The sequence below is a fragment of the Flavobacterium sp. HSC-32F16 genome, assembly GCF_024171645.1.
Classification (GTDB): domain Bacteria; phylum Bacteroidota; class Bacteroidia; order Flavobacteriales; family Flavobacteriaceae; genus Flavobacterium.
On sequence record NZ_JALKAC010000002.1, the window covers coordinates 870,032 to 894,664 of the forward strand.

Consider the following 24,633-nt stretch of genomic DNA (forward strand, 5'->3'; position numbering starts at 1 on the left):
TATTAATATACAGTATTTTAAAAAAAATATGATGTGTTTTTGTAGTGTATGTTATTTTGATTTGATGTGTTTTTGTAGTGAAATTAAGTTGATAATAGTAAAAAATTAACTTTATTATTGCATCAAATTACTAATTAATTAACCAAAATTTTTAGAAAAATGAAATTAACAAAATTACTTATTTTTTGTGTTTCGTCTTTGTTATTCTCGGTTATAGCTGTGGCTCAGGATACCACAGTAAATGGAATAATAAACGATGAAAGTGGAATGCCGGTTCCGGGCGCAACTATTGTATTAAAAGGTACAACGAAGTCTACGGCATCAGATTTTGATGGGAAGTTCCAAATACAAGTACCTTCAAATGGAGTTTTGACAGTTACTTTTATAGGATACTCTACAGTTAGTGAAGCTGTAAATGGAAGAACGAAGCTTACTATTCAATTAAAACCAGAATCACAAACACTAAACGAGGTTGTTGTTGTTGGATACGGAACACAAAAGAAAGCAGTTGTTACTGGAGCAATCTCAAGCGTAAAGTCAGCTGATCTGGAAAAAGTGCCAAACGGACGTGTTGAGCAATCTTTACAAGGTCGTGCAGCCGGTGTTTCTGTTGCTGCTACTTCGGGACAACCAGGCTCTGCTTCAAAAGTACGTGTAAGAGGTGTTACTACTTTCAGAGAAGGTGGTAATGATCCATTATGGGTAGTTGATGGTATTGCTGTAGATGCAAATGCAATTGGTTTTATTAATCAAAGTGATATTGAATCTATCGAGGTTCTTAAAGATGCCGCTTCTGCTGCAATCTACGGTACTCGTGCTGCAACAGGAGTTATCCTGGTTACTACTAAAAAGGGAAAATCAGGAAAAATTTCTGTAAATTATAATGGTTTTGCAGGTATATCTGGACCAGCTAAAAGATTAGATTTGTTAAATGCTGCACAGTATGCCTCTATCATGAATGAAAAATCTTTTGCAGACGGCGGTGGTATTAAATATGCTAATCCGGCATCATTAGGTAAAGGTACAGATTGGCAGGATGCAATTTTTAACGATTCAGCTTTTAGATATACTCATGAGTTAAGTATTAGCGGGGGTGGAGAGAAATCTACTTTCTATGCTTCTTTTGGAATACAAGATCAAGAAGGTATTGTTGCAACAGAAATTTCAAACTATACAAAGAAAAATTTCCGTTTAAATTCAACTCACAAAATTTCGAATTACTTTACGTTTGGACAGACTTTTGGTTACACACATCAAAAATCTAAAGGTCTTGGAAACACAAACAGTGAGTTTGGAGGACCTTTAAGTTCTGCAATTAATTTAGATCCTATTACTCCATTGGTTGTTACAGATCCTGCAGTAGCTAATACTGGGTTTTATACAAATCCAAATGCTGTTAGAGATGCAAATGGAAATCCTTACGGAATTTCTTCTTTAGTACAACAAGAAATGACCAATCCACTAGGTTATATTCAAACAAGATTGGGAGGTTTTAACTGGTCTGATGATTTCGTTGGAAATGCTTATTTAGAAGCTAACATTACTAGTCATTTAAAATTTAGAACTACACTTGGTGGTAAATTGGCATATTGGGGAGATCAAGGATTTACTCCGGTTTTTTTCCTAAACCCAAATGCCAAGGCCGATAGAAATAATTACAGCCAAAATAACAATAAATCATTTGCCTGGACTCTTGAAAATATTTTGACTTATTCTAATAAATTTGGTGATCACAATATAAATATTTTGGCTGGACAAGGAGCTTATGTTGAAAATATCGGCGGCTCTATTGGAGTATCTATGTTTGGTCTGCCGGTTACTAGTTACAAAGACGCGTCTTTTAATTTTGACATTCCTCAAAGTGACAGAGTAAACAGAGCGAGTGATTTTGTAGAACACAAATTGGCATCATTATTTTTGCGTGCGAATTATGATTATTTAGAGAAATATCTTTTTACTGGGATTATTCGTCGTGATGGATCAACTCGTTTTGGTGAAAATAAAAAATTCGGAGTTTTCCCTTCATTCTCTTTAGGATGGGTGGTTTCCAAAGAAGGATTCTGGAAAGAAAATGATGTAGTTAATAGCTTAAAACTACGTGGAGGATACGGAGTTGTGGGTAATGATAATATCGATGATTTTAAATATAGAGGTTTAGTTGTTGGAGGATATAACTATTCTGTAGGCAATGCAGGTTCAATAACAACAGGTTACGGAAATTCGACTCTGCCGAATGCAGATTTAGGATGGGAGGAGACTTCACAAATGACTTTTGGAGTTGATGCAAAACTTTTTAATGACTTTAGCCTTACTTTAGATTATTATAAAAAGAGAACTACAGGAATTTTAAGAAATGTTGTTATTCCTGGATATGTAGGAGTTGTTGACCCGCCTTCTGCAAATATTGCTGATATGGACAACAGTGGTTTTGAAGTTGAGTTAGGCTACAAGAAAAAACTTGGAGATTTTAATTTAGGTGTTAATGCTAATTTCGCTTACTTAAAAAATGAAATCACTTATGTAGGGTCATCTACAAACTTCATTGTTGGAGATGCTACTTTCCAGTCTATGGGGCCAGTAACAAGAACCCAAGTTGGTCACTCATTCAACGAATTTTACGGTTTTAAAACTGCAGGTATTTTTCAAAATGAAGCAGAAGTTGCGGCATACAAGAATGCTTCAGGAGGTATAATTCAGCCAAATGCTAAACCAGGAGATTTCCGTTGGGTAGATACAAATGGTGATGGGGCTATTTCTGATGATGACAAACAGTTTTTAGGTACTAACATTCCTAAATATACTTTTGGTCTTACTCTAAACTTAGATTATAAAAACTTTGATTTTATGGCATTTGCTCAAGGATCAGCAGGAAGTAAAATTTTCCAAGGTTTAAGACGACTTGATGTTTTAAATGCAAACTATCAGACAAAAGCTTTGGATAGATGGGTTGGAGAAGGAACTTCTAACGATTATCCGAGATTGACTAATAATGATCCAAATAAAAACTTCAGCAATATGTCTGATTTTTATCTTGAAAATGGAAATTACGTACGTTTAAAAATTGTGCAGCTTGGATACACACTTCCAACTAGCTTATCATCTAAAATAGGTTCAGATAAAGTTCGTTTTTACTTAACAGGAGAGAACTTAATCACATTTACCAAATACACTGGATATGATCCGGAAATTGGAGGTCAGGTTTTTGGAGTAGATAAAGGAGTTTATCCACAAGCAAGATCTATTCTGTTTGGCGCTAATGTTCAATTTTAAAAAATTAAAGAATTATGAAAACTATAAAATATAAATACATATATATTGCTGTAGCAATGGCTGTCCTTGGATCTTGCTCTGAAGATTTTGTCACCATTAATCCGGAGGGAAAATTTGATCAAAGTACCTACTTCTCTAACGAACAACAATGTTATGCAGCATTAATTGGAGTTTATGACCCGATTAGAAAAAACACAGGGGGTTTTGAAAATCTTGTGGCAATGCTAAATGCTGGATCTGATGATTTTTATTCTGGAGGGGGAAGCGCGTCTGATGGAAATGGAATTCAAAATTTCTCTACTCACTCACTTACTTCAATAAGTATTCCGGGTAGTTACTGGAATGATCATTATCAAGGTGTTTCAAGAGCAAATATGTTGATAACAAAAATTCCTGCAGCTTCTATGGATAATGCGGTAAGAGCCAGATTTACTGCAGAAGCTAAAGCAATGCGTGCCTTTTATTATTTTAATCTCGTGAGATTATTTAAAAATATACCTTTGATTCTGGAACCTTTAGATACTCAGACTATTTATAGCCCAGAGCAGTCTACACCAGATAAAATATATGCACAAATCGAAAAAGATTTATTAGAAGCAATTCCAGATTTACCTAATAAACTCGATGCAGCTACAGAGTCTGGAAGACTTAATAAAGGTGCAGCTCAAGCAATATTGGGAAAAGTGTATTTGTTTGAAGGTAAAAATAGTGATGCCGCAGCAGTTTTAGCGGAGGTAAATGGTACACCAGGAGCAACAAATCAGTATGGAAATAAATTACTGGATAAATTTAGTGATTTATGGGTGACTTCAAATAAGTTTAATACAGAGTCAATATTAGAAGTATCTCACTCTAATGCAGGTAATTCTGACTGGACATTTTGGGGATCTGGTAAAGACGAAGGAAACTCTTTAAACATTATGGTTGGACCTAGAGGATATTCGAGACCAAAAAATTCTACTGCACCAGATCTTCCTTCAGGATGGGCATTTAGTGTTCCAACTCAAAAATTGTATGATGCAATGAAAGACGATCCAAGATTTGGAGCTACAATTCTTGATCTAAAAGCTTTAAAAGCAGCAGGACAAGCAGACTACATTCCGGCTTATCAGGATACAGGTTATTTCTTGAACAAATACCTTCCAAGACAATCAGATGTTAGTACAGGCGGAGGTAATTCAGAGTTGAACTACAAGCAAAATTCTTATATTATCAGACTTGCTGATACTTATTTAATGGAAGCTGAAGCTTTGGGATCTGGACCTAGAGCACAGGCTTTACTTGACGCAGTTAGAAATAGAGTTGGATTAACACCAGTTCCTGTTACGTTAGCGGCTATTAAAAATGAGAGAAGAATGGAGTTAGCTGGAGAAGGTCATAGATTTTTTGATTTAGTAAGATGGGGAGATGCAGCTGCTGCATTATCTGACAGAGGTTTCGATGCAGGCACAGATGAGATTTTTCCAATACCTTATACTGAGCTAAATGGTACTAAACTGAAACAAAACCCTAATTACCAATAGTAATAACTAATTAATCTTAAATCATAAAATATGAATTTAAATATAAATTTCAAAAAAAGTATATACCTAATGCTGTTTTTGGCATTAGGCTCACTTAATAGCTGTAACGAAGAATCGACTACAGGCAATACATTAAGCGGTTCAAATATTGATCCTTCATTTACTATAACTCCGGTTGCCGGAAAAGTTAATACATATCTTTTGACAGCACAGATAAGCGGTGTTATATCATCTCAATGGGATATCGGATATGGTCCTTACATGGGAAAAATGAACGAGGAAATTGTATTGCCAGATGCGGGACATTATACTATAACGCATATAGCTGTAGCGGCTGGAGGTGTAACATCAAAAGTTTCCCATGATATTACAGTAGCTGCTTCTGATCCTGCAAAACTAAATTTAGTAAAAGGAGGTTTCTTTAGCAATGCAGAAGATGCAGCTCAATGGACATCACTAAAACTAAGCCCAACTGGTGCTGCATTTTGGTCATTTGGAGAAGGAAGCGCAACACTTCATTCTCCCGGAGGAGGAGCGCAAGAAGCAATTTATCAAGCTATTGATGTTGTAAAAGACAAAGAATATACAATTGATATGTTTGCAACATCTGCTAGTGGTTCTGTTGATACATGGTTTGAAGTTTATGCTGGTAAAACGGTGCCTGTAGAAGGTGTGGAGTATAAAGACAATAAAGTAATGGGTATTAGTACTTGGGATGATTGTGGTAAAAACCCATTCTTAGGAAGATTATCTACTGTAGGATGTGTCAAAAATGATGCAACTAAGTCAGTATCTAATGTTGTAAAATTTGATACTACTGGTAAAATTTACCTTGTAATAAGAGGGGGTGGAAGTAATTTTACTAAAGATGGAATTACAATAGGAAGAGTCGAATTCCGAGCAAAATAAGTTTAAGTTAAGTTTAAGTTTGGTTGTAGATAGCCCATAATCATTATGAGTATGGGCTATTTTTAAATCTTGGACGATCAGGAAAGGTCTTTAAAAAAGGACTTTTATTTAGAATTAAAATATTAAGAAAAGAATGAAAAAAAATACTTTAAAGTTTCTGTGCATTTTGTTTTCTATAACAGCTGCTGCGCAACAAGCAAAAGCAAAAAAAGAGTTCACAACCAATGGAAAAAAAGTAGCAGTTTATACTACTGCTGAAAGTTCTAATTTAAGATTAACAGCAACTGATAATTTATCCTTTTCAGCATCAAAACAACCTCTGGAAACAGAAACTTGTGTTTTTGTAGAACCATCTAAAAAATTCCAGACTTTTATGGGGATTGGAGGTGCCATTACTGATGCGAGTGCCGAAATTTTTGCTAAACTTTCAAAAGAAAAACAAACAGAATTTTTAAATGCCTATTACGATAAACAAAAAGGAATTGGCTATTCTTTGCTAAGAACCACAATCCAAAGTTCTGATTTTAGCAGTGGAAGCTACTCTTATATCGCAGAAGGAGATAAGGATCTAAAAACGTTTACTATTGATCACGATAGACAATTTCGTATTCCGTTAATCAAACAGGCAATTCAGACTGCCGGAGGAAAATTATTGACTTATGTTGCACCTTGGTCTCCAAACGCTTTCATGAAAAGCAACGGAAACGTACTAAAAGGAGGAACATTATTACCAGAATATTATCAAACCTGGGCAAACTTTTATGTCAAGTTTATAAAAGCATATGAGAAAGAAGGAATTCCAATTTGGGGAACTTCAACTCAAAATGAGCCAATGGCCGTTCAAACTTGGGAATCTTGCATTTACACAGCAGAAGCTGAAAGAGATTTCATTAAAAACTTTCTGGGTCCAACTTTGAAAAAAGAAAAACTTGGAGATAAAAAAATTATAGTTTGGGATCACAATCGTGACCTGATGAATTACAGAGCAAACGTAATTTACTCTGACCCGGAAGCATCAAAATATGTTTGGGGAATGGGTTTTCACTGGTATGAAAACTGGTCAGGAGGAGATTCAATGTTTGACAATGTTGCAAAAGTAAATGAGGCATATCCAGACAAAAAACTTTTGTTTACAGAAGGATGTGTTGAAAAATTCGATGCTGCAAAATATCAATTTTGGGGTAATGGAGAACGTTACGGGATTTCTATGATTAACGATTTCAATAACGGAACCGTTGGATGGACAGACTGGAACATTCTTTTAGATCAAAACGGAGGACCTAATCATGTTGGAAATTTCTGTTTTGCACCTATCCACGCAGACACAAGAACAGGTGAATTAATTTACACGCCATCTTATTATTACATAGGGCATTTTTCAAAATTCATTCGATTAAATGCAAAAAGAGTGAGTTCTGCAGTTAGCAGAAGCGGTTTGTTAAGTACATCATTTTTAAATGCAGATGGAACAATGGCAACAATTGTAATGAACAAAACAGACAAAGAAATTACATATAATTTGATAATAGCAGCAGAAAAATCAGTAGTTAAAATTCCTGCGCATGCTATACAAACGCTTGTTTATTAATATTTTTTGAGTTAACAGAAGAGGGCTGATTTGAATCATCCAACTCAGCCCTCAATTTTTAACTTGAAATAAAATGCTTTTTGAAGTAACAATGAAGACCATCAATAGAATCTTATTAGTTTCAATAATAATCTTGCAAGTAAGTTGTTCAACATCAAAAACTGCAAACGGATCAGCTGTTTCTGCATCCAAAACAAATAAAAAAATTACGGTTTATACTACAGCCGAAAACACCAATTTGAGATTATCATTATCAGATAATTTAATTTCAAAATCTACTGCACAACAAACAAAATCCACGGTATCAATTTCTTTGGATGCCGATAAAACAGATCAGACTTTTTTAGGAATTGGCGGTGCAATTACAGATGCAAGTGCTGAAGTCTATGCAAAGCTATCTCCAAAAAAACAACAAGAATTCCTAACTGCTTATTACGATAAAAATAAAGGAATAGGATATACTTTAGCCAGAACAAATATTCATAGCTGCGATTTTAGCAGTGACAGTTATACCTATGTTGCCGAAGGTGATAAAGATTTAAAAACCTTCAATATTGATCACGATCGAAAATATAGAATTCCATTAATAAAAAGTGCAATTGAAACAGCCGGCGGGAAATTAACCTTATTTGTTAGTCCATGGAGTCCCCCAGCTTTCATGAAAGACAATAATGATATTTTGCACGGCGGCGTTTTGTTGCCGGAGTTTGCACAATCATGGGCAGATTATTATGTTAAATTTATAAGAGCTTACGAAAAGGAAGGAATCCCTGTTTGGGGATTAACCATTCAAAATGAGCCAATGGCAAAGCAAAGATGGGAATCTTGTATTTATACTCCAGAAGCAGAAAGAGATTTTCTTAAAAACTTTCTTGGACCAACATTAGAAAAAGAAGGACTGAGTTCTAAAAACGTTATAATCTGGGATCACAATCGCGGAGATATGTTAACCAAAAGGGCCAATCTTGTTTTCTCAGATCCTGCAGTTTCAAAATATGCATGGGGAATTGGATTTCATTGGTACGAAACATGGAACGGCGGTACACCTAAATTTGAATCAGTAGGTGAAGTCCACGAAGCTTTTCCAAATAAAAATTTACTTTTCACAGAAGGCTGTATCGAAAAATTTGATGCGTCAAGATTTCAATTTTGGGGAAATGCAGAACGATACGGACTTAATATGATCAACGATTTCAATAACGGAACCGTTGGCTGGACAGACTGGAACATTCTTCTGGATCAAAATGGAGGCCCAAATCATGTTGGAAATTTCTGCTTTGCACCAATCCATGCAGACACCACAAAAGACGAATTAATCTACACACCGATGTACTATTACATTGGGCACCTTTCAAAATTTATTCGTCCAAATGCAAAAAGAATTATTCAGACAATAAGCGATAAAAAACTAATAAGCACCTCTTTTAAAAACTCTGATGACACAATAGTCACAATAGTCATGAACCAATCAGACAAAGAGATTGTTTACAGCCTAATAAACCACAACTCAAAAAACACTATAACTATCCCGGCCCATGCTATGCAGACAATTGTATACTAACTGTGATACTAAAACTATAAAAATGAAACGAAATCTTAAAAACACCATAAACGCATTGTTCTTTGCAGCGGCAATATTCGCTCAGGTAAAATGCTCTTCATCAAATGATGCTGTCGATCCTGTAGTAACACCACCAGTTGTAGTGCCTCCCGTAACTGTAACAAACGATGTTGATTTCTGGCTTACAAAAGGAGATCAAAGTGTATTATTGGCAAAACAAACCGGAAGTTTAGGATTTGGTACAATCAGCAATAACTTTACAAATATCGAAGTTAATGCTTCTCAAAAATATCAAACAATAGATGGTTTCGGATATACTTTAACAGGAGGAAGCGTAGATGTAATAAATCAGTTATCAGCAGCTAAAAAAACGGCGCTTTTACAAGAATTGTTTGGTTCTGGAGAAAATTCAATTGGAGTAAGTTATATCCGAATAAGTATTGGAGCATCAGATTTAAACGCCTCTCCTTTTACATATAATGATCTTGCAGCAGGAGAAACAGATTTAGATCTTGCAAAATTTAATTTAGATAAAGACAAAACTGTAATTGCCCTTCTAAAACAAATTCTGGCAATTAATCCGAAAATCTTAATTCTCGCAACACCCTGGTCAGCACCGGTTTGGATGAAAGACAAAGACAGTTTTATTGGAGGACAATTGCAACCTCAATACTATGATGTGTATGCCAGATATTTTGTGAAATACATTCAGCAGATGAAAGCTGAAGGAATTACAATTGATGCTGTAACACCGCAAAACGAACCATTACATGATGGAAATAATCCAAGCATGTATATGTCTGCTTTACAACAAACGAATTTTATAAAAAACAATCTGGGACCAGCATTTAAAGCAGCAAATCTTAATGTAAAAATTATTGCTTACGATCATAACTGTGATAATCCAAATTATCCAAAAGCAATTTTGGCTGATGCAGCTGCATTTCCTTTTGTTGACGGATCTGCATTTCACTTATATGCAGGAGATATCAGTGCACTTACCAATGTTTACAATTCTTACCCAACTAAAAATGTTTATTTTACAGAGCAATGGACATCTTCTACAGGTGATTTTGGAGGTGATTTAAAATGGCATGTTCGTAATGTAATTATTGGTTCTATGAGAAATTACAGCAAAAATGCATTAGAATGGAATGTTGCCAATAATTCGTCATTCGGACCTCACACAGATGGAGGCTGTACAATGTGCAAAGGAGCATTGACTATAAATTCAAGTGAGGATTTTACACGAAATGTAGCGTATTATATTATTGCACATGCCTCTAAATTCGTTCCTGCAGGTTCTATTAGAATTGGCAGCAACTCAAGTGGAAATCTTCAAAATGCAGCATTCATTACACCATCAGGATCTAAAGTCTTAATTGTAGAAAATGACGGATCATCGACAGAAGTTTTCAATATTAAATTTAATGATAAATGGGTAGAGACCTCTCTAACCGCCGGATCAGTTGGAACCTATACTTGGAAATAAAGGAAAACAAGAAATAAAATAGTTTTTCATATGAGGAAAATAATTATAGCAGTACAGCTTTTATTTTCGATTACCGTTGTTGGATTCGTTATTTAGTGAAAATGCAGAAGGAAAACTTTACTTAGAAACAGAAAACAGTTCAAAATCAAAAATAATAATTCTGCCTTTAAACTGGAGGTAATGAAAAATAGAAACGATTATGTTATCAGATCCAGAATTGAAAACCGGGAGAAAATAAGATTGAAGCGGTGTTTGAAAAAGGAGGTTTCAATTTGAATTATTTTGATAATAAAAAAGTAAACTTAAAAAAAGGAAAAATTCAGGCATAATTAATTATGTAAGAATTTTAAAGTGATAAATTGTAAGATAATTGCCGTGGTGTATTTAATATTGATTATTTTGGTACATATAATTAACATAATTTTTAAATGAGTTTTTCTCTTTAAAGCTTTATAAAAACTAGCTTTACAGATTAAAATTTTTTAAACATGAAAAAGACAAACAAAATTATTTTAGTAGTATTCTTACTTTTTGTAAGCAGTGCATTTTATGGTCAAAATTTAAAAATCATGACCTACAATATTCGTTTAGATGTTGCTTCTGACGGTGAAAATGCATGGCCAAACCGAAAAGATTATTTTACTTCTCAAATACAATTTTACAGTCCCGATATTTTTGGAGTTCAGGAAGCGACACCAAATCAGATTATTGATATTGCGTCGGCTCTTTCTGGTTACAACAAATTTGGAGTTGGAAGAGAAGAAGGAGGACTGGGCGAGGCTTGCACGATTTATTATAAAAAAGATCGTTTTAAGCTGCTGGATTCAAATACATTTTGGCTGTCAGAAACTCCAAATGTAGTTTCAAGAGGATGGGATGCAGCCTGTAACCGAGTTTGTACGTATGGGCTTTTTAAAGATCTAAAAACAAAAAAAACATTCTATGTTTTTAATCTGCATTTGGATCATATGGGCGAAGTAGCCAGAGTAAAAGGAGTTCAGTTAGCCCTTTCAAAAATGAAGGAATTAAATACTAAAAATTATCCCGCTTTTTTAATGGGAGATTTTAACTCAGAACCAGAAACAGCTCAAATTGCAGAAATTAAAAAAGTAATGGATGATACCCGAGATGTTTCAAAAGAAAAACCTTTTGGTCCATCAGGGACATTTAATGATTTCAAGCACAATGAGCCGGTAACATTATTATTGGATTACATTTTTGTTTCAAAAAACAGCGGACTCACAATTCAAAAACATGCAGTGTTGAGTGATTCTAAAGATTTAAAATATCCTTCGGACCATTTACCTGTTTTAATAGAAATAGATTAAAAATGAAAAACATCAACAAAAAACTTCAAATCCTGCTTTTACTGCCGCTTATTGCGGTACAGATAAAATGCGGATCTTCAAAAAGTGTTGTGTCCAATTCTGGAAAAGCAGAATCATGGATTACAACAACAGATGAAACTTCAAAACTAAAAAAACAAGACGGTTTAGTTTTTAATTCAGAAACTAATTCAAACCAAACCATTGAGATTAACCCTTCTCAAAAATTTCAAACCATAGAAGGTTTCGGATTTTCTTTAACAGGAGGAAGTGCTCAGGCAATCATGAAACTGGATAAAACAAGAAAAGAAGCACTGCTTCAGGAATTGTTTTCAAGAAAAAAGGATGCCATTGGTTTAAGTTATCTTCGAATTAGTATTGGAGCATCTGATTTGAACGAGAAAGTTTTTTCGTATGATGATGTACCGGAAGGTCAAACAGATTTAAAGTTAGAACATTTCAATCTGGGACCGGATTTGAATGATGTGATTCCGGTTTTGCAGGACATTTTAAAAATAAATCCTAAGATTAAAATAATGGGTTCTCCATGGTCGCCTCCGGTTTGGATGAAAGACAACGGAAGTTCTAAAGGAGGAAGCTTACAGCCAAAATATTACGAGGTTTATGCGCAGTATTTTGTAAAATACATTCAGGCAATGAAATCTCACGGAATTGTTATTGATGCCATTACACCACAAAACGAACCTTTGCATCCAGGAAATAATCCGAGTTTATTAATGCTGGCAGAACAACAAGCTGATTTTATTGGAAATCATTTAGGACCTGCATTTAAAACGGCAGGAATTAAAACAAAAATTGTTGTTTACGACCACAATTGTAATAAACCTGAATATCCTTTGACAATTTTAAAAGATGCAAAAGCAAATCCTTTTGTAGCCGGATCTGCTTTTCATTTATATGAAGGAGATATTAGTGCTTTGACAGCTGTTCACGATGCATTCCCTAATAAAGATTTGTATTTTACAGAACAATACACCGGATCAGGAAGCAGTTTTGAAAGCGATTTGAAATGGAGTGTAAAAAATGTTGTAATTGGTTCAATGCGCAACTGGAGTAAAAATGCCCTTTCATGGGGATTGGCAAATGATGAGTATTACAAACCTTTTACGCCAGGAGGATGCTCAACTTGCAAAGGTGCTTTAATGATTGATCAAAATCAAAATATTAAAAGAGAAGTAGGGTATTACATCATTGCTCATGCTTCTAAATTTGTTCCGGAAGGTTCTGTTAGAATTGAAAGCAATGTTAGCGGGAATCTGCATAATGTTGCGTTTAAAACACCAGAAGGAAAAATTGTTTTGATCGTAGAAAATGACGGAACTTCGGGAGAAACATTCAATATAAAATACAATCAAAAACAAATTTCAACTTCATTAAATGCAGGTGCAGTAGCCACTTACGTTTGGTAACCAATACTAATTTCATGAAAAAAATAACCACATTTGCCTTGCTGATAGTTTCGCTTTTTGCGACAGCACAGCAACAAACAGTAGATCAAAAAGTAAACGATCTATTGAAGAGAATGACAATTGAAGAAAAAATCGGCCAGCTTAATCAATACACCGGAGATAATCAGGCAACAGGACCAATAACCATTAATCCAAACAAACAAGCGGAAATAAAAGCTGGTTTAATAGGATCTATGCTTAATATCATCGGAACAAAATATACCAGACAATATCAGGAACTGGCAATGCAGTCACGCTTAAAAATTCCGTTATTATTTGGTCAGGATGTTATTCACGGGTACAAAACAACCTTTCCGCTTCCATTAGCCGAAGCGGCAAGCTGGGATTTACAAGCAATTGAATTGGCGGCCCGAGTTGCTGCTACAGAAGCTGCAGCAAGTGGTGTACACTGGACATTTGCACCAATGGTTGATATTAGCCGCGATCCTCGCTGGGGACGTGTAATGGAAGGGGCAGGAGAAGATACTTATCTAGGATCTAAAATTGCTTATGCAAGAGTAAAAGGATTTCAGGGAAATAAATTAGGAGATTTAAATTCGGTAATGGCTTGTGTAAAACACTTTGCCGCTTATGGCGCTGCAGTTGGCGGGAGAGATTATAACTCCGTAGATATGAGCGAAAGAATGCTGTGGGAAACCTATCTGCCTCCCTTTAAAGCTGCTTTAGATGCCGGAGCAGCAACATTTATGAACTCATTTAACGATATAAACGGAATTCCTGCTACAGGAAATGTGCATTTGCAACGCGATATATTAAAAGGAAAATGGAATTTTCAGGGATTCGTAGTTTCTGACTGGGGCTCTATCGGCGAAATGGTGGCACACGGATATTCAAAAGATCTTAAAGAAGCAGCCTATTCAGCAATTACAGCCGGAAGTGATATGGATATGGAAAGTAACGCCTATCGATATAATTTGGCACAATTAGTAAAAGAAGGCAGAGTTTCTATTGATTTAATTGATGATGCTGTAAAACGTATTCTTCGAAAAAAATATGAATTAGGTTTGTTTGATGATCCTTACAGATATTCTGATGAGAAGAGAGCAGAAAAAGCTTTAAATAATCCGGAACATAGAAAAGCAGCTCTTGAGGCAGCTCAAAAAAGTATTGTTTTATTAAAGAACGAAAACCAGACCTTACCCATTTCTAAAAGCGTAAAAACGATCGCTTTTATTGGACCAATGGTAAAAGAGTATAAAGAAAATATGGGATTCTGGTCTGTAGAACTTCCAGAAGTTGATTACAATAAATGGATCGTTTCGCAATGGGACGGTTTACAAAACAAAGTGGGTAAAAACACTAAATTACTTTATGCAAAAGGATGTGATATTGACGGCACAAATAAAGATGGTTTTGCCGAAGCAGTAGAAACTGCGAAACAAGCCGATGTTGTAATCTTAAGTATTGGTGAAAAGCGCGACATGAGCGGTGAAGCAAAAAGCCGAAGTGACATTCATTTACCTGGCGTTCAGGAAGATTTGGTGAAAGCAATTCAAGCGACAGGAAAACCAGTTGTGGTTTTAATAAATGCAGGAAGACCTTTGGTTTTCAACTGGACAGCAGATAATGTTCCAGCAGTTGTATATACCTGGTGGTTAGGAACTGAAGCTGGAAACGCTATTGCAAATGTTTTATTTGGAGATTACAATCCATCAGGAAAACTACCTATGACTTTCCCAAGAGAAGTAGGGCAAATTCCTATTTACTACAATTATTTTAGCACAGGAAGACCAGCTAAAAATGAAAACGAAACCAATTATGTTTCGGCTTACATCGATTTAAAAAACTCACCTAAATTTCCTTTTGGTTACGGATTGAGTTATACAAAATTCGATTATTCAGGTTTGAAACTTTCTTCATTAAAAATCAAAAGCAGCGAAACCATTAAAGTTTCATTTACATTGTCAAATGTTGGAAAAGTGACTGGAGAAGAAGTGGTTCAGTTATATTTAAAAGATAAATTTGGATCTGTAGTGCGTCCGGTTTTAGAATTAAGAGACTTCCAAAAAGTAAAATTGAATGCAGGAGAATCGAAAACAATCGAATTTACAATCGACAAAGAAAAGCTTTCTTTCTATAACGATAAATTAGAATGGACGGCTGAACCCGGAAATTTTGAAGTCATGATTGGAGCTTCGTCAGCAGATATTAAACTAAAATCAGATTTTGAACTACTTACAAATTAGTAAATTAAAGTAGAAAAAAAATGGGACTTTTAAAGTCCCATTTTTTTATGATAGAAATTATTTAAGACGTTTCTTAAAATTATATTTCAATAAATTAAGCAAACCTTGCTCGATAATATCAATTCCAACTCCAAAATTACTATCAGCAATCGTATGATGATCTGTTCTAAATTTCTCAAAATCTTCTGACGCAATTTCTATGTTTACCAGAGGTTTGAAATCAATAAATATTGAAGCGCCATTTTTAGTCACTTTTTTACGGCTTGTAAAATCAAAATAAGGATTATTAATCGTACTTTCCTGAATAGTAAATTTCTCTTCTGTATCTATTCTTTGATCTGTGCTAAGATTTATTTCATATTTCTCATTATCAAAATTATGCCAGAACGGAATGTCTTTGTGCATAAAATCGCGCGCATTGTTCTTAACAATATTTCGGTCAAAATACATTAAAAAGCGATTCTTTTGAGCATCTGTAAAATACGGATCATCAATAGAAGCATTATACTGAATTGTAAATTCGTTTAGTTTTTTGTCGTCGCTTACAATTTCAATTGCAGCATCATTAAAAATGGTTCTAATATCAGTTCCATTGCGATCATTAGAATAATTCAAAGTATAAAATAAGAAATTGTTCCAGCTGTCTATAATCTCTCTTTTATTAGTGTTTTTGAAATACTTACGCATATAATTGGCGCGATTTCCTTTGTAAGTTGTCGTAAGTTTTAATTCTCCTTTTTGATTTTGAGCAGTAAAATCTGCTCTTTCGTTAATACCATAATAAGAAAAAGTATGCGGCTTTTTAACCTGAAGCTGTTGGTTAGGTTTCACTTCTAAATAATGCATAAAATAGATATAACCTCGATTTTCTATCAAACCAAATTCATCTCTAGCTGTAGCATCAATAAAATACGTCTCATCTTTATAATTGATTTTTACAATTACATGATTAAATGTTAATAATGACGGCAGATAATGTTTAATATAATGATCTGAATTGTAGTTAACTAAAACAACAGACGAGTCAATATTGATATAATCCAAAACCACTTTCAGTAAAACCGATTTTGCTTTACAATCACCTTGTTTGTTTTCGTAAGTAATAGTAGGTTCCTGTGGTTTATGTCCATTCATTTCATCAGCATTAAATACATAATACACATGGTTTTGAACATAATCTATAGCAAACTGAAGCTGTTCCTCTTTATCTGAAATTGCATCAAGCTTTTCCACTAATTTTGGAGCAAACTCTTTCAACGAAGATTGCTTATAGATTTCTTCGTATAATGGTGAAATATAATTAGACAAATCAGTCCAATTGCTGTCTGTAGCAAAATCAATAAATGGAGCGATTTCCCTGTTAGAATCAACAAAATTGATATAGTTTTCTTTGTCAATAATAAATCTTTCTCCTTTTTTTAAGTAATTTATTTCTGGTTCTAAAACATTTCCTTGTTCATCTCTAAAAAATGTTTTTTTGTACGCGATTGTCTTTTCGCGTTCATTGATAAAAGTAAATTTAAAAGAACCGTATGCCCAATAATTACTTGGACTAATCCAAATGTATTTAAGGAATTCTTTACGCATAAAATCACGTTCAGTAAATACCTTTACCCTCGAGTCTTCTAATATTAAAACATCATATAAGCGAAGATCTTTAATCGTAATATTTACTTTTTTATTACTGCTCAAAATACCTCCCTCGCTTTGATTTTCGCTGTCAAGGACTTTTATTTTGGTATCAGGAATTTTATCAACTAAAACGCCTTCTCTCAAAACACTGATTCGGTGTATGATATATGTTTCATTTTCTTCAACAACCATATCCATAACCGAAGCATTTTCTAAACTTGAAGGCTCATTTAAGGTATAAGCAACACAAGCATATTCACTGTTTTCTGTATCACTTGTATAATATATCTTATCAAGTAAATAACAAAATTCTCTTCCTTCCTCTACTTGCTTATTTGAGAAATCAGATTCCTTTATGAATTCTACAAGCTGTTGGTCTATAATATTTGATGCCCAGTTTTCAGGCTTTTGAATTTTATACTTTTCTAAATCGACTGTGTTTTCCATTTTTTCTATTTTAATCTTTCGCGGCTATTATTTTAAGTATAATCGTACTTTTAGACAAACAAAAATATAGATTTTTTACGGATAATTTTCAATTACTTTTAAATAAAAATCCCCGCTATTGCGGGGATTAAAAGTAATATAGCAATGGGAATTGCGTCTTATTTTAATACTGTATTTATAAAGTCCATAGCGCCAATTCCTTTATAGGATTCAATTAATGCTTTATCCAGGGCTTCTCGTTTTGTTTTTTTATTTTTTACTTCAGTCTCAATTACATGATTAAAAATCCTTTCCTGTTCTTCGCTGTATTTTAAAGAAGCTTCAAGCAGATACGTTTTAGAAACAAATCCGAAAGAAGACCAGATTTTTGTTCTAATTTTTTTGTTGATATTTTTTAACGGATTGTTCATGTTCTTGTGCATTAACTTCAATTCTTAATCCTTATCAAAAATGTACTTGATGTCCAGTATTTTGCTTTCTGATTTACGAATTTTAACAATTTTTTTTGTAATGTGTTATTATGACGCAATGTACTTATTTTTTTAATTAGTTTTGTAATTTTAACTAAAATTGTTATTTGTACACTTTTAAATTAGTTGTTGCATAAATACTTTATAGTCTCATTTTTTTTAAAGATTACATTTTTTTAAAAAATAAAGTAAATTGCAAGCTTCATTGCAAACCCATAACGAGATTAATCACATATAAAAATGCTGAAAACAATTATAGAAAATAATGAAAAATACCAGCCGGGACTTTCTATAGATTGTGTGATTTTTGGTTTTCATGACAATCAGATAAAAGTTTTATTGATCAAAGTTCCTCACAATGAACGCTGGTCTCTGCCTGGAGGGTTTATCCCAATAGACCAGGATATTGATACTGCAGCGGTAACCGTTTTAAATGAAAGAACCGGAGTAGAAGGCGTTTTTTTGAGACAATTTGCCACTTTCGGAAAAATAAAACGGAACGATAATCATTTTGGAAATGAAGTTTTAGAATATTTAAATATCGATCCTGAAAAAGGAAAATGGCTTACTCAGCGTTTTGTAACAATAGGCTATTATGCCTTGGTTGATTTTTTAAAAATTGTTCCAACGCGCATAAACTCAGGGGAATTTATAGAGTGGATAGATCACAAAGAAGTTCCTGAACTCATTTTAGATCATAAAGAAATTCTGGACAAAGCTTTGGATACACTGCGAACAGAATTAAATTTAATGCCTATAGGTTATAATTTGCTTCCTGAAAAATTTACAATGCCGGAACTTCAAAAATTGTATGAAACCATTTTGGATAAAAAATTAGACAGAAGAAATTTTCTACGAAAAATTACCAATATTGGCATTTTGAATAAATTAGATGAAAAGAAAAATAATGTGGCCCACAAAGCCCCAAACTTATATTCTTTTGATAAAGAAAAATACGATGAAGTTTTAAAAAATGGTTTAAATCAAGGCTGGTAAATCAAAGTCTAACTTTAAAATTTACGATTATGGTTTCTTTTGAAGATTTTAAAAAAGCAGCTTTATCCTTTGAAAATGCAGTTGAAGAACCACATTTTGAGAAAACCTCTTTTCGGGTAAACAAAAAGATATTCGCTGCTTTTGATGAAAAAAACAATCGCGCCGTTTTAAAACTAAACGAAATCGATCAGTCCGTTTTTTGTGCTTCAAGCGAAATGATTTTTTATCCAATTCCCAACAAATGGGGAAAACAAGGCTGGACAATTGTTGAACTTTCTAAAGTTCGACCAGAAATGTTCGAAGATGCTTTAAAGCTTTCTTATCAAAACGTAGCTCCAAAAAAGAAGAAATAATCTATCTGACAATTGTTCTAAAAGTCAAATTTACTCTAGGTTTTTGAGTAGTTTTTGTTGGCGGTAAACGATGTAACCAATGTGTCTGCGTTTCATCTTTCATAACCAATAAACTTCCATGCTGCAAAATTAAGGAAACCGTTTCTTTGGTTTCTTTGTGCTTGAAAGCAAATTTGCGTTCAGTACCAAAACTTACAGAACCAATTGCACCATTTTTTTTCAAATCTTTTTCGGCATCGCTGTGCCAGGCCATTCCTTCCTCGCCGGAATGATATAAGTTTAGCAGGCAAGAATTGAAGGTTTCTCCCGTCTCAGTCTCAATTATTTTCTTTAATTCCAATAATTCCTTCGTCCACGGAAGCGCTTTTTTAGTAGTATTCGAATACGTATATTCAAATTCCTGATCGCCGTACCACGCCACTTTTCTTTTGGTTAAAATTAATTTTCCAAAGATTATGGCTTCATCATTTTTCCATTCAATTGTATTCAATAAAACATCCAAATAACGATTAGAATCTTCTCTCGAAAATAATTTTCCGTAATAATTTACAGTTCCGTCTTTCGGAAGTAAGTTCGTTGTTTCGTTTATTTCAGGATTAAATAAGTCCATTTTTCCAATTTAAATATTCAGGTTTCATACAATGTCCGCAAGGTCTGAAACCGTTTTGTTTTGCTTCTTCTGCAGAAAAAAAGAAAACCCGGTTTTCACGTTTCATTCTTTTTCCCGAAGAACATTTCAGCGTCCCGTAAATTTTTAGTTTCCGGTTTCCACCGAAACAAATCTCCGCATTTTTAATTTTATTCCGAAGATTTGAATCTGAAATTTTATTATGTTCAATCATAATTTTACCATATTTTATTCTGTAGAGACGCACAACAGTGCGTCTACGCAAAGATTGTCGACATAGATTACTTACGTTACAGTCTTTACAGATATATAAATAAATTTTTTGCCACAGATTTACAAGGATTATAATGATTAAAAATCTGTTTAAATCTGCCAAATCTCCGGAAGAAATTATCTTTCTTTTTTGATTCACATTGCATAGACGCACTGCTGTGCGTCTCTACAGATATATAAATAAATTTTTTGCCACAGATTTAAAGGATTATAATGATTAAAAATCTGTTTAAATCTGCCAAATCTGCGGGAGAAATTATCTTTCTTTTTTGATTCACGTTGCGTAGACGCACTGCTGTGCGTCTCTACATATATGCGTTATTTTGAAACCTCTGAACCTTAATTTAATGCATCATGAAAAATAATTCCCAGCGTATATCTTTCGCCAGAATGAATTTCGCTTACCCCATGTTTCATATTCACTCGATAATAACCTTTTGTGCCCTTTACTGGTCTAAAATTGGTTGTAAAAACCAAAACGTCACCCTTTTTTGGTTTTAAAACAATAGCTTTCGACTGCGCTCTTGGCGTTTGCTCTGTCAATACAAATTCGCCTCCAGTAAAATCTTCATCAGGATCAGAAAGGAAAAGTACAATTTGAATGGGAAAATAAATATCGCCATATAAATCCTGATGTAAAGTATTGAAACCGCTTTCTCCGTATTTTAAAATTAAAACAGTTGCTTTCAATTGATTATTATCGTGACATTGTTTTAATAATTCTTCGTGTTCATTTGGGAAAATGGTATTGATATTCAAAGCTTTCATCCATGCATTTGCGATTGGAGCCAATTTAGGATAAACCGTAGAGCGTATGTTTTGAATTAAATCGGGCAGAGGATAATTGAAATATTTGTATTCGCCCAAACCAAATCGATAACGTTCCATAACGACCGTTTTTCGATATAAATTTGTATTATCATAATCGAATTTTAAGTCTTCACATTGTTCGTTATTGAGTACATTCGGAATAATGGCAAAGCCATTTTTATGCATAGATTCGGTGATGCTTTCCCAATTTTGAGAAGCAATTTTAGATTGTATAGTTTGCATAAATGTTTAAATAAAGATGGGTTTTGACAAAGCATATCCGTAGAGACGCACAGCAGTGCGTCTACACAAAGATTGTCGACAAAGATCGTAGTCAATTCGTGACGGAATACATAACGTTAGACGCACTGCTGTTATAAATTATAATTGAGAATTTACCTGCGCACCTTCCCAGCCAATTATGGCAGTTTTTCGGGTATTTCCCCACATATAACCGCCAAAAACTCCTGAAGACTGAATGACGCGGTGACACGGAATTAAAAATGCAACCGGATTACTGCCAATTGCAGTTCCAACGGCGCGGGAAGCATTTGGTTTTTGAATTTGATGTGCAATAGTTCCATAAGTAGAAAGCTGTCCCATCGGAATTTTTAATAAAGTTTCCCAAACTTTCAGTTGAAAGTCAGTCCCTTTTAAATGCAGTTTTATTTCAGATAATTTACTCCAGTCATTTTGGAAAATGAAAAGTGCATTTTGCTGCGCTAAATCCAGTTTTCTGGTAAAAGCGGCATTCGGAAATTTATTTTTTAAATCATTAAATCCGATTGCTTCATCTTCAGCGAAAGCCATAAAACAAACGCCTTTTTGAGTCGAAGCTACAATGATATTCCCAAACGGACTTTCGGCAAAACTGTAGTTTATTTCCAGATTTTTTCCGCCATTTTTATATTCGGCAGGCGTCATTCCTTCAATATTTACAAATAAATCATGAAGTCGGCTGGTTCCTGAAAGTCCAGTTTCGTATGCGGTTTCAGAAATAGTGGACTGATTTTCTTTGAGTAATTTCTTAGCGTGTTCTAAACTGGTATATTGCAAAAATTTCTTTGGACTTGTTCCTGCCCAATCGCTAAAAAGCCTTTGAAAGTGAAACGGACTCAAATGCACTTTCTCTGCAACCTCATCAAGATTGGGCTGCTCTTTAAAATTAGCTTGGATATAATCGATGGCATCTGCAATTCGATTATAATTGATGGTTTCCTGTGTGTTCATTTTCATTCAATTTTATAAAGCAAATATCGATTGGTTTTTGCTGGTATAAAATCCGAAACTTGCGGAAGTTTTTGTTTTGTTTCACGTTTTAGGTTTCAAGTTGTTTGGAAAGTGAAACCTAAAATTACAATTCCTTTTCCATTTTATAATTAATCAATTCAATGCACAAACGAATATTTTTTTGTTCTTTTTTTGCAATAAATCCTTTCTTTTCAAAAAAAGGTCTTGCAGTAATACTAATATCCGAACTTATAATTTTTGAATGTTGATTTACGGCTTCAAGTTCTAATGCTTTTAAAAGTTTATCTGCAATTCCTTGTCGTTGAAAATCTTTATGTATGTAAAAGAAATCAATATAATTTCCATCTTTTAAAGTTCCAAAACCAGCAATTTTGTTTTCAATTACTGCTAATAAAACGTATTGTTTTTCAATTACTTCAAGCCATCGTTCTGTGTTTTTTACGCCAGAAATCCAAGCTTCAATTTGTTCTGGATTGTAATCGTTTTTGCATACAGATTGTATCGTTTCGATATATAATTGCTGCATTTCATTTAGATCTGAATTTGTTGCTTTTTTGAAAATCATTTTTTGAAATTTAAAAATCAGTGTGCCGTAGTTTTAGAAAAAACATTGATGACTACAACCCCAATTATAATTAAACTCAATCCAATTATAGCTGGTAAATCAGGAATTTCTTTAAAGAAAACAGCACCAATAACTGTAATTAAAACAATCCCGACTCCAGACCAAATAGCGTAAGCAAATCCAACAGGAATAGTTCTGATGGCAAAACTTAGACAATAAAATGCCCCGCAATATCCAATAACCGTAATGATGCTCGGAATTAATTTGGTAAATTCTTGAGACTTTTTTAATGCTGTTGTAGCAATGATTTCGAAGATAATGGCAATAAATAAAAACAAAAAATTTTTCATGGTTTACGTTTTTTTACAAAGTTAAGTTTTGTACAAAACCGAAATGAATTATTTAAGAGTATTTTCTTTTTTAGAAGAAACGCTTATCAACTTATACCCATTTTCTGTTCGTAGAAACTGAATATGATCTTGTCCAAAATCGTTTTTGTTTTTTGGATTGATAATGATACTTTTTACAGGATAAATCCATTCTTTTGATTCATTACAATTGTTGAAATAATTTTCATATTCACTTGATTCGAAAATAAACTGATTTAACCCGTCAGAAGTGACAAAGTAATCCGTTTTTGGATTTTTGAGATCCTGAAGTTTTAATTTTAAATAAGTGTAATTTTGATTGACAAATTTAGCTTTTGGTGAGTTTATCCAGCCTTCAGGTTCTTTCCAATATGTGATTTTGTCAAAAGAATGTTTTTCTAAATTGGCTTTAGATAAATCTTTTAATAAATTGTTTTTTAACCACTCTGTAAATTCTTTGTCAAAATTTATAAAAGAATAATATTGTCCGTCTACTCCAAGAAAGTTATCTCTAATTGGATCTTTGCTGGGCTCTTTAGATTTTTCTAACGAATAAAAATTTAAATCGTCGTTATAGGCAAATTTTTCAATTAGAATTTTGTTATTACTATCAATTAAGAATTCTTTTCCGCCTGTCCAGAAAAAATGCTCTCCATCTTGTTTTTTTTCGGCATCTTTCAAGGCTATGATTAATCCGTTTCTAACTTTTGTTATATTGCTGTATTCTGCTGGAATTACAATTTTTCCTTCACCATTAAATATTCCCATTTTATCGGTTTTGTTATCTTTAAACCTAATAAAACCTTCGTTTTCGCAATCTGGTCCATTGTCAAAAATATATAAACTGTCACGGCCTGCTATTTTTCCGGTTTTGGTTAAATAATAGCTTTTCCATTTATTGTTTTCTTCTTCAGTAACGGCAATTATGTTTTCAAATTTATGGGCGATGGTGATTCCCATAAATTTTGGTTCGATTTTGATAATGCCTTTTTTATCTTTAAATCCTATGTGTGTGGTGTCCTTATCCCAAAATGAAATCCAAATATCATCGTTTTGAGCAAAAACTGAGAAATTAAGAAAGAATAATAGGCAAAGTGCAATAATCTTTTTCATAAAAATTTACTTATCTGAGATGAGTTTCTAATTCATTGTTTTTTGCTTCTTCAAAACAATCAGAACATAACATTTTAAAATCGGCTTGGGCTTGAAAAACATCAGTCCATTCTTCGCCATTATCTAAAAGATATTGTTCGCATGTTCCGCACCAGGCAATTTGAGGAAGATCTTCTTTGGCTTCGGAATAGAAAAAACCGACTTGCTTTTTAGAGTCTATTGCCATTGCAATGTGAATACAGCTGAAAGACATTTCTTTTGAACCATGTATTTCACATAAAACTTTTTCGATCATACTTTTAAGAATTTTATTTTTGGGAGTGTTCTTCAATTTCAAATTTAAACTTAAAATCTCAGGAATCATAAATAATATCTGACTATTT

General features: G+C 33.6%; 21 protein-coding genes. 11 read left to right on the plus strand and 10 right to left on the minus strand.

Annotated elements, in window-relative coordinates; translation table 11 throughout:
* The first annotated feature begins 159 nt into the window (after positions 1 to 159).
* The 9 genes from L1276_RS10365 (at position 160) to L1276_RS10405 (ending at position 15,344) form a co-directional block, all read left to right on the plus strand.
* Positions 160 to 3,270: a TonB-dependent receptor gene (locus L1276_RS10365; protein WP_253787464.1), complete on the plus strand. Its 3,111-nt coding sequence runs from the start codon at positions 160 to 162 to the stop codon at positions 3,268 to 3,270.
* A gap of 14 nt (positions 3,271 to 3,284) precedes the next feature.
* Positions 3,285 to 4,793 carry a RagB/SusD family nutrient uptake outer membrane protein gene (locus L1276_RS10370; RefSeq protein ID WP_253787466.1) on the plus strand — a complete coding sequence of 503 codons (1,509 nt, stop codon included), beginning with the start codon at positions 3,285 to 3,287 and terminating at the stop codon, positions 4,791 to 4,793.
* A gap of 30 nt (positions 4,794 to 4,823) precedes the next feature.
* On the plus strand, positions 4,824 to 5,702 hold the full coding sequence (locus L1276_RS10375; RefSeq protein WP_253787468.1) for a hypothetical protein: 879 nt from the start codon (positions 4,824 to 4,826) through the stop codon (positions 5,700 to 5,702).
* A 133-nt stretch (positions 5,703 to 5,835) separates the two neighbouring features.
* Entirely contained in the window at positions 5,836 to 7,290 is a 1,455-nt protein-coding gene (locus tag L1276_RS10380; protein WP_253787470.1) for a glycoside hydrolase family 30 beta sandwich domain-containing protein, read from the plus strand.
* Between the two features lie 91 nt (positions 7,291 to 7,381).
* A complete protein-coding gene (locus L1276_RS10385) occupies positions 7,382 to 8,851 on the plus strand; it encodes a glycoside hydrolase family 30 beta sandwich domain-containing protein (RefSeq protein ID WP_253787860.1) in 1,470 nt (489 codons plus the stop codon).
* A gap of 22 nt (positions 8,852 to 8,873) precedes the next feature.
* Positions 8,874 to 10,343, plus strand: coding sequence for a glycoside hydrolase family 30 beta sandwich domain-containing protein (locus L1276_RS10390; RefSeq protein WP_253787472.1), 1,470 nt, complete (start codon positions 8,874 to 8,876; stop codon positions 10,341 to 10,343).
* Between the two features lie 488 nt (positions 10,344 to 10,831).
* A complete protein-coding gene (locus L1276_RS10395; protein ID WP_253787474.1) occupies positions 10,832 to 11,671 on the plus strand; it encodes an endonuclease/exonuclease/phosphatase family protein in 840 nt (279 codons plus the stop codon).
* 2 nt (positions 11,672 to 11,673) lie between these two features.
* Entirely contained in the window at positions 11,674 to 13,098 is a 1,425-nt protein-coding gene (locus tag L1276_RS10400) for a glycoside hydrolase family 30 beta sandwich domain-containing protein (protein WP_253787476.1), read from the plus strand.
* Between the two features lie 14 nt (positions 13,099 to 13,112).
* The gene (locus L1276_RS10405; RefSeq protein ID WP_253787478.1) at positions 13,113 to 15,344 is read left to right on the plus strand and encodes a glycoside hydrolase family 3 N-terminal domain-containing protein; all 2,232 of its coding nucleotides are present in this window, start codon (positions 13,113 to 13,115) and stop codon (positions 15,342 to 15,344) included.
* Positions 15,345 to 15,401: 57 nt separating this feature from the next.
* Here L1276_RS10405 and L1276_RS10410 read toward each other — a convergent pair whose 3' ends face one another.
* The gene (locus L1276_RS10410; RefSeq protein ID WP_253787480.1) at positions 15,402 to 17,423 is read right to left on the minus strand and encodes a DUF3857 domain-containing protein; all 2,022 of its coding nucleotides are present in this window, start codon (positions 17,421 to 17,423) and stop codon (positions 15,402 to 15,404) included.
* Between the two features lie 158 nt (positions 17,424 to 17,581).
* Positions 17,582 to 17,845: a hypothetical protein gene (locus L1276_RS10415; protein WP_253787481.1), complete on the minus strand. Its 264-nt coding sequence runs from the start codon at positions 17,843 to 17,845 to the stop codon at positions 17,582 to 17,584.
* Between the two features lie 288 nt (positions 17,846 to 18,133).
* On the opposite strand from L1276_RS10415, the gene L1276_RS10420 reads away from it, so the two are divergent.
* Positions 18,134 to 18,889 carry an NUDIX domain-containing protein gene (locus L1276_RS10420; protein WP_253787483.1) on the plus strand — a complete coding sequence of 252 codons (756 nt, stop codon included), beginning with the start codon at positions 18,134 to 18,136 and terminating at the stop codon, positions 18,887 to 18,889.
* A 29-nt stretch (positions 18,890 to 18,918) separates the two neighbouring features.
* Positions 18,919 to 19,242, plus strand: coding sequence for an MmcQ/YjbR family DNA-binding protein (locus L1276_RS10425; RefSeq protein WP_253787485.1), 324 nt, complete (start codon positions 18,919 to 18,921; stop codon positions 19,240 to 19,242).
* 1 nt (position 19,243) lies between these two features.
* Here L1276_RS10425 and L1276_RS10430 read toward each other — a convergent pair whose 3' ends face one another.
* The 8 genes from L1276_RS10430 to L1276_RS10465 form a co-directional block, all read right to left on the minus strand.
* Positions 19,244 to 19,852: an alpha-ketoglutarate-dependent dioxygenase AlkB gene (locus L1276_RS10430; protein WP_253787487.1), complete on the minus strand. Its 609-nt coding sequence runs from the start codon at positions 19,850 to 19,852 to the stop codon at positions 19,244 to 19,246.
* Positions 19,839 to 20,084 carry an Ada metal-binding domain-containing protein gene (locus L1276_RS10435; RefSeq protein ID WP_253787488.1) on the minus strand — a complete coding sequence of 82 codons (246 nt, stop codon included), beginning with the start codon at positions 20,082 to 20,084 and terminating at the stop codon, positions 19,839 to 19,841. The genes L1276_RS10430 and L1276_RS10435 overlap by 14 nt, the downstream gene beginning before the upstream one ends.
* Positions 20,085 to 20,482: 398 nt before the next feature.
* The gene (locus tag L1276_RS10440) at positions 20,483 to 21,196 is read right to left on the minus strand and encodes a 2OG-Fe(II) oxygenase (RefSeq protein WP_253787491.1); all 714 of its coding nucleotides are present in this window, start codon (positions 21,194 to 21,196) and stop codon (positions 20,483 to 20,485) included.
* Positions 21,197 to 21,334: 138 nt separating this feature from the next.
* On the minus strand, positions 21,335 to 22,183 hold the full coding sequence (locus L1276_RS10445; protein ID WP_253787493.1) for a methylated-DNA--[protein]-cysteine S-methyltransferase: 849 nt from the start codon (positions 22,181 to 22,183) through the stop codon (positions 21,335 to 21,337).
* A 124-nt stretch (positions 22,184 to 22,307) separates the two neighbouring features.
* Positions 22,308 to 22,769 (minus strand): GNAT family N-acetyltransferase, encoded by a 462-nt coding sequence (locus L1276_RS10450; RefSeq protein WP_253787495.1) that lies wholly within the window; start codon positions 22,767 to 22,769, stop codon positions 22,308 to 22,310.
* Between the two features lie 17 nt (positions 22,770 to 22,786).
* On the minus strand, positions 22,787 to 23,119 hold the full coding sequence (locus L1276_RS10455) for a multidrug efflux SMR transporter (RefSeq protein WP_253787497.1): 333 nt from the start codon (positions 23,117 to 23,119) through the stop codon (positions 22,787 to 22,789).
* Between the two features lie 48 nt (positions 23,120 to 23,167).
* Complete coding sequence (locus L1276_RS10460) at positions 23,168 to 24,250, minus strand: hypothetical protein (protein WP_253787499.1); 1,083 nt, start codon at positions 24,248 to 24,250, stop codon at positions 23,168 to 23,170.
* Between the two features lie 10 nt (positions 24,251 to 24,260).
* Positions 24,261 to 24,545: a hypothetical protein gene (locus tag L1276_RS10465; RefSeq protein WP_253787501.1), complete on the minus strand. Its 285-nt coding sequence runs from the start codon at positions 24,543 to 24,545 to the stop codon at positions 24,261 to 24,263.
* Positions 24,546 to 24,633 lie beyond the last annotated feature (88 nt).

What these genes read in the sequence shown, in the direction of transcription:
- L1276_RS10365 (WP_253787464.1), top strand. Translation starts at nt 160, where the DNA reads ATGAAATTAACAAAATTACTTATTTTTTGTGTTTCGTCTTTGTTATTC.
- L1276_RS10370 (WP_253787466.1), top strand. Translation starts at nt 3,285, where the DNA reads ATGAAAACTATAAAATATAAATACATATATATTGCTGTAGCAATGGCT.
- L1276_RS10375 (WP_253787468.1), top strand. Translation starts at nt 4,824, where the DNA reads ATGAATTTAAATATAAATTTCAAAAAAAGTATATACCTAATGCTGTTT.
- L1276_RS10380 (WP_253787470.1), top strand. Translation starts at nt 5,836, where the DNA reads ATGAAAAAAAATACTTTAAAGTTTCTGTGCATTTTGTTTTCTATAACA.
- L1276_RS10385 (WP_253787860.1), top strand. Translation starts at nt 7,382, where the DNA reads ATGAAGACCATCAATAGAATCTTATTAGTTTCAATAATAATCTTGCAA.
- L1276_RS10390 (WP_253787472.1), top strand. Translation starts at nt 8,874, where the DNA reads ATGAAACGAAATCTTAAAAACACCATAAACGCATTGTTCTTTGCAGCG.
- L1276_RS10395 (WP_253787474.1), top strand. Translation starts at nt 10,832, where the DNA reads ATGAAAAAGACAAACAAAATTATTTTAGTAGTATTCTTACTTTTTGTA.
- L1276_RS10400 (WP_253787476.1), top strand. Translation starts at nt 11,674, where the DNA reads ATGAAAAACATCAACAAAAAACTTCAAATCCTGCTTTTACTGCCGCTT.
- L1276_RS10405 (WP_253787478.1), top strand. Translation starts at nt 13,113, where the DNA reads ATGAAAAAAATAACCACATTTGCCTTGCTGATAGTTTCGCTTTTTGCG.
- L1276_RS10410 (WP_253787480.1), bottom strand. Translation starts at nt 17,423, where the DNA reads ATGGAAAACACAGTCGATTTAGAAAAGTATAAAATTCAAAAGCCTGAA.
- L1276_RS10415 (WP_253787481.1), bottom strand. Translation starts at nt 17,845, where the DNA reads ATGCACAAGAACATGAACAATCCGTTAAAAAATATCAACAAAAAAATT.
- L1276_RS10420 (WP_253787483.1), top strand. Translation starts at nt 18,134, where the DNA reads ATGCTGAAAACAATTATAGAAAATAATGAAAAATACCAGCCGGGACTT.
- L1276_RS10425 (WP_253787485.1), top strand. Translation starts at nt 18,919, where the DNA reads ATGGTTTCTTTTGAAGATTTTAAAAAAGCAGCTTTATCCTTTGAAAAT.
- L1276_RS10430 (WP_253787487.1), bottom strand. Translation starts at nt 19,852, where the DNA reads ATGGACTTATTTAATCCTGAAATAAACGAAACAACGAACTTACTTCCG.
- L1276_RS10435 (WP_253787488.1), bottom strand. Translation starts at nt 20,084, where the DNA reads ATGATTGAACATAATAAAATTTCAGATTCAAATCTTCGGAATAAAATT.
- L1276_RS10440 (WP_253787491.1), bottom strand. Translation starts at nt 21,196, where the DNA reads ATGCAAACTATACAATCTAAAATTGCTTCTCAAAATTGGGAAAGCATC.
- L1276_RS10445 (WP_253787493.1), bottom strand. Translation starts at nt 22,183, where the DNA reads ATGAACACACAGGAAACCATCAATTATAATCGAATTGCAGATGCCATC.
- L1276_RS10450 (WP_253787495.1), bottom strand. Translation starts at nt 22,769, where the DNA reads ATGATTTTCAAAAAAGCAACAAATTCAGATCTAAATGAAATGCAGCAA.
- L1276_RS10455 (WP_253787497.1), bottom strand. Translation starts at nt 23,119, where the DNA reads ATGAAAAATTTTTTGTTTTTATTTATTGCCATTATCTTCGAAATCATT.
- L1276_RS10460 (WP_253787499.1), bottom strand. Translation starts at nt 24,250, where the DNA reads ATGAAAAAGATTATTGCACTTTGCCTATTATTCTTTCTTAATTTCTCA.
- L1276_RS10465 (WP_253787501.1), bottom strand. Translation starts at nt 24,545, where the DNA reads ATGATCGAAAAAGTTTTATGTGAAATACATGGTTCAAAAGAAATGTCT.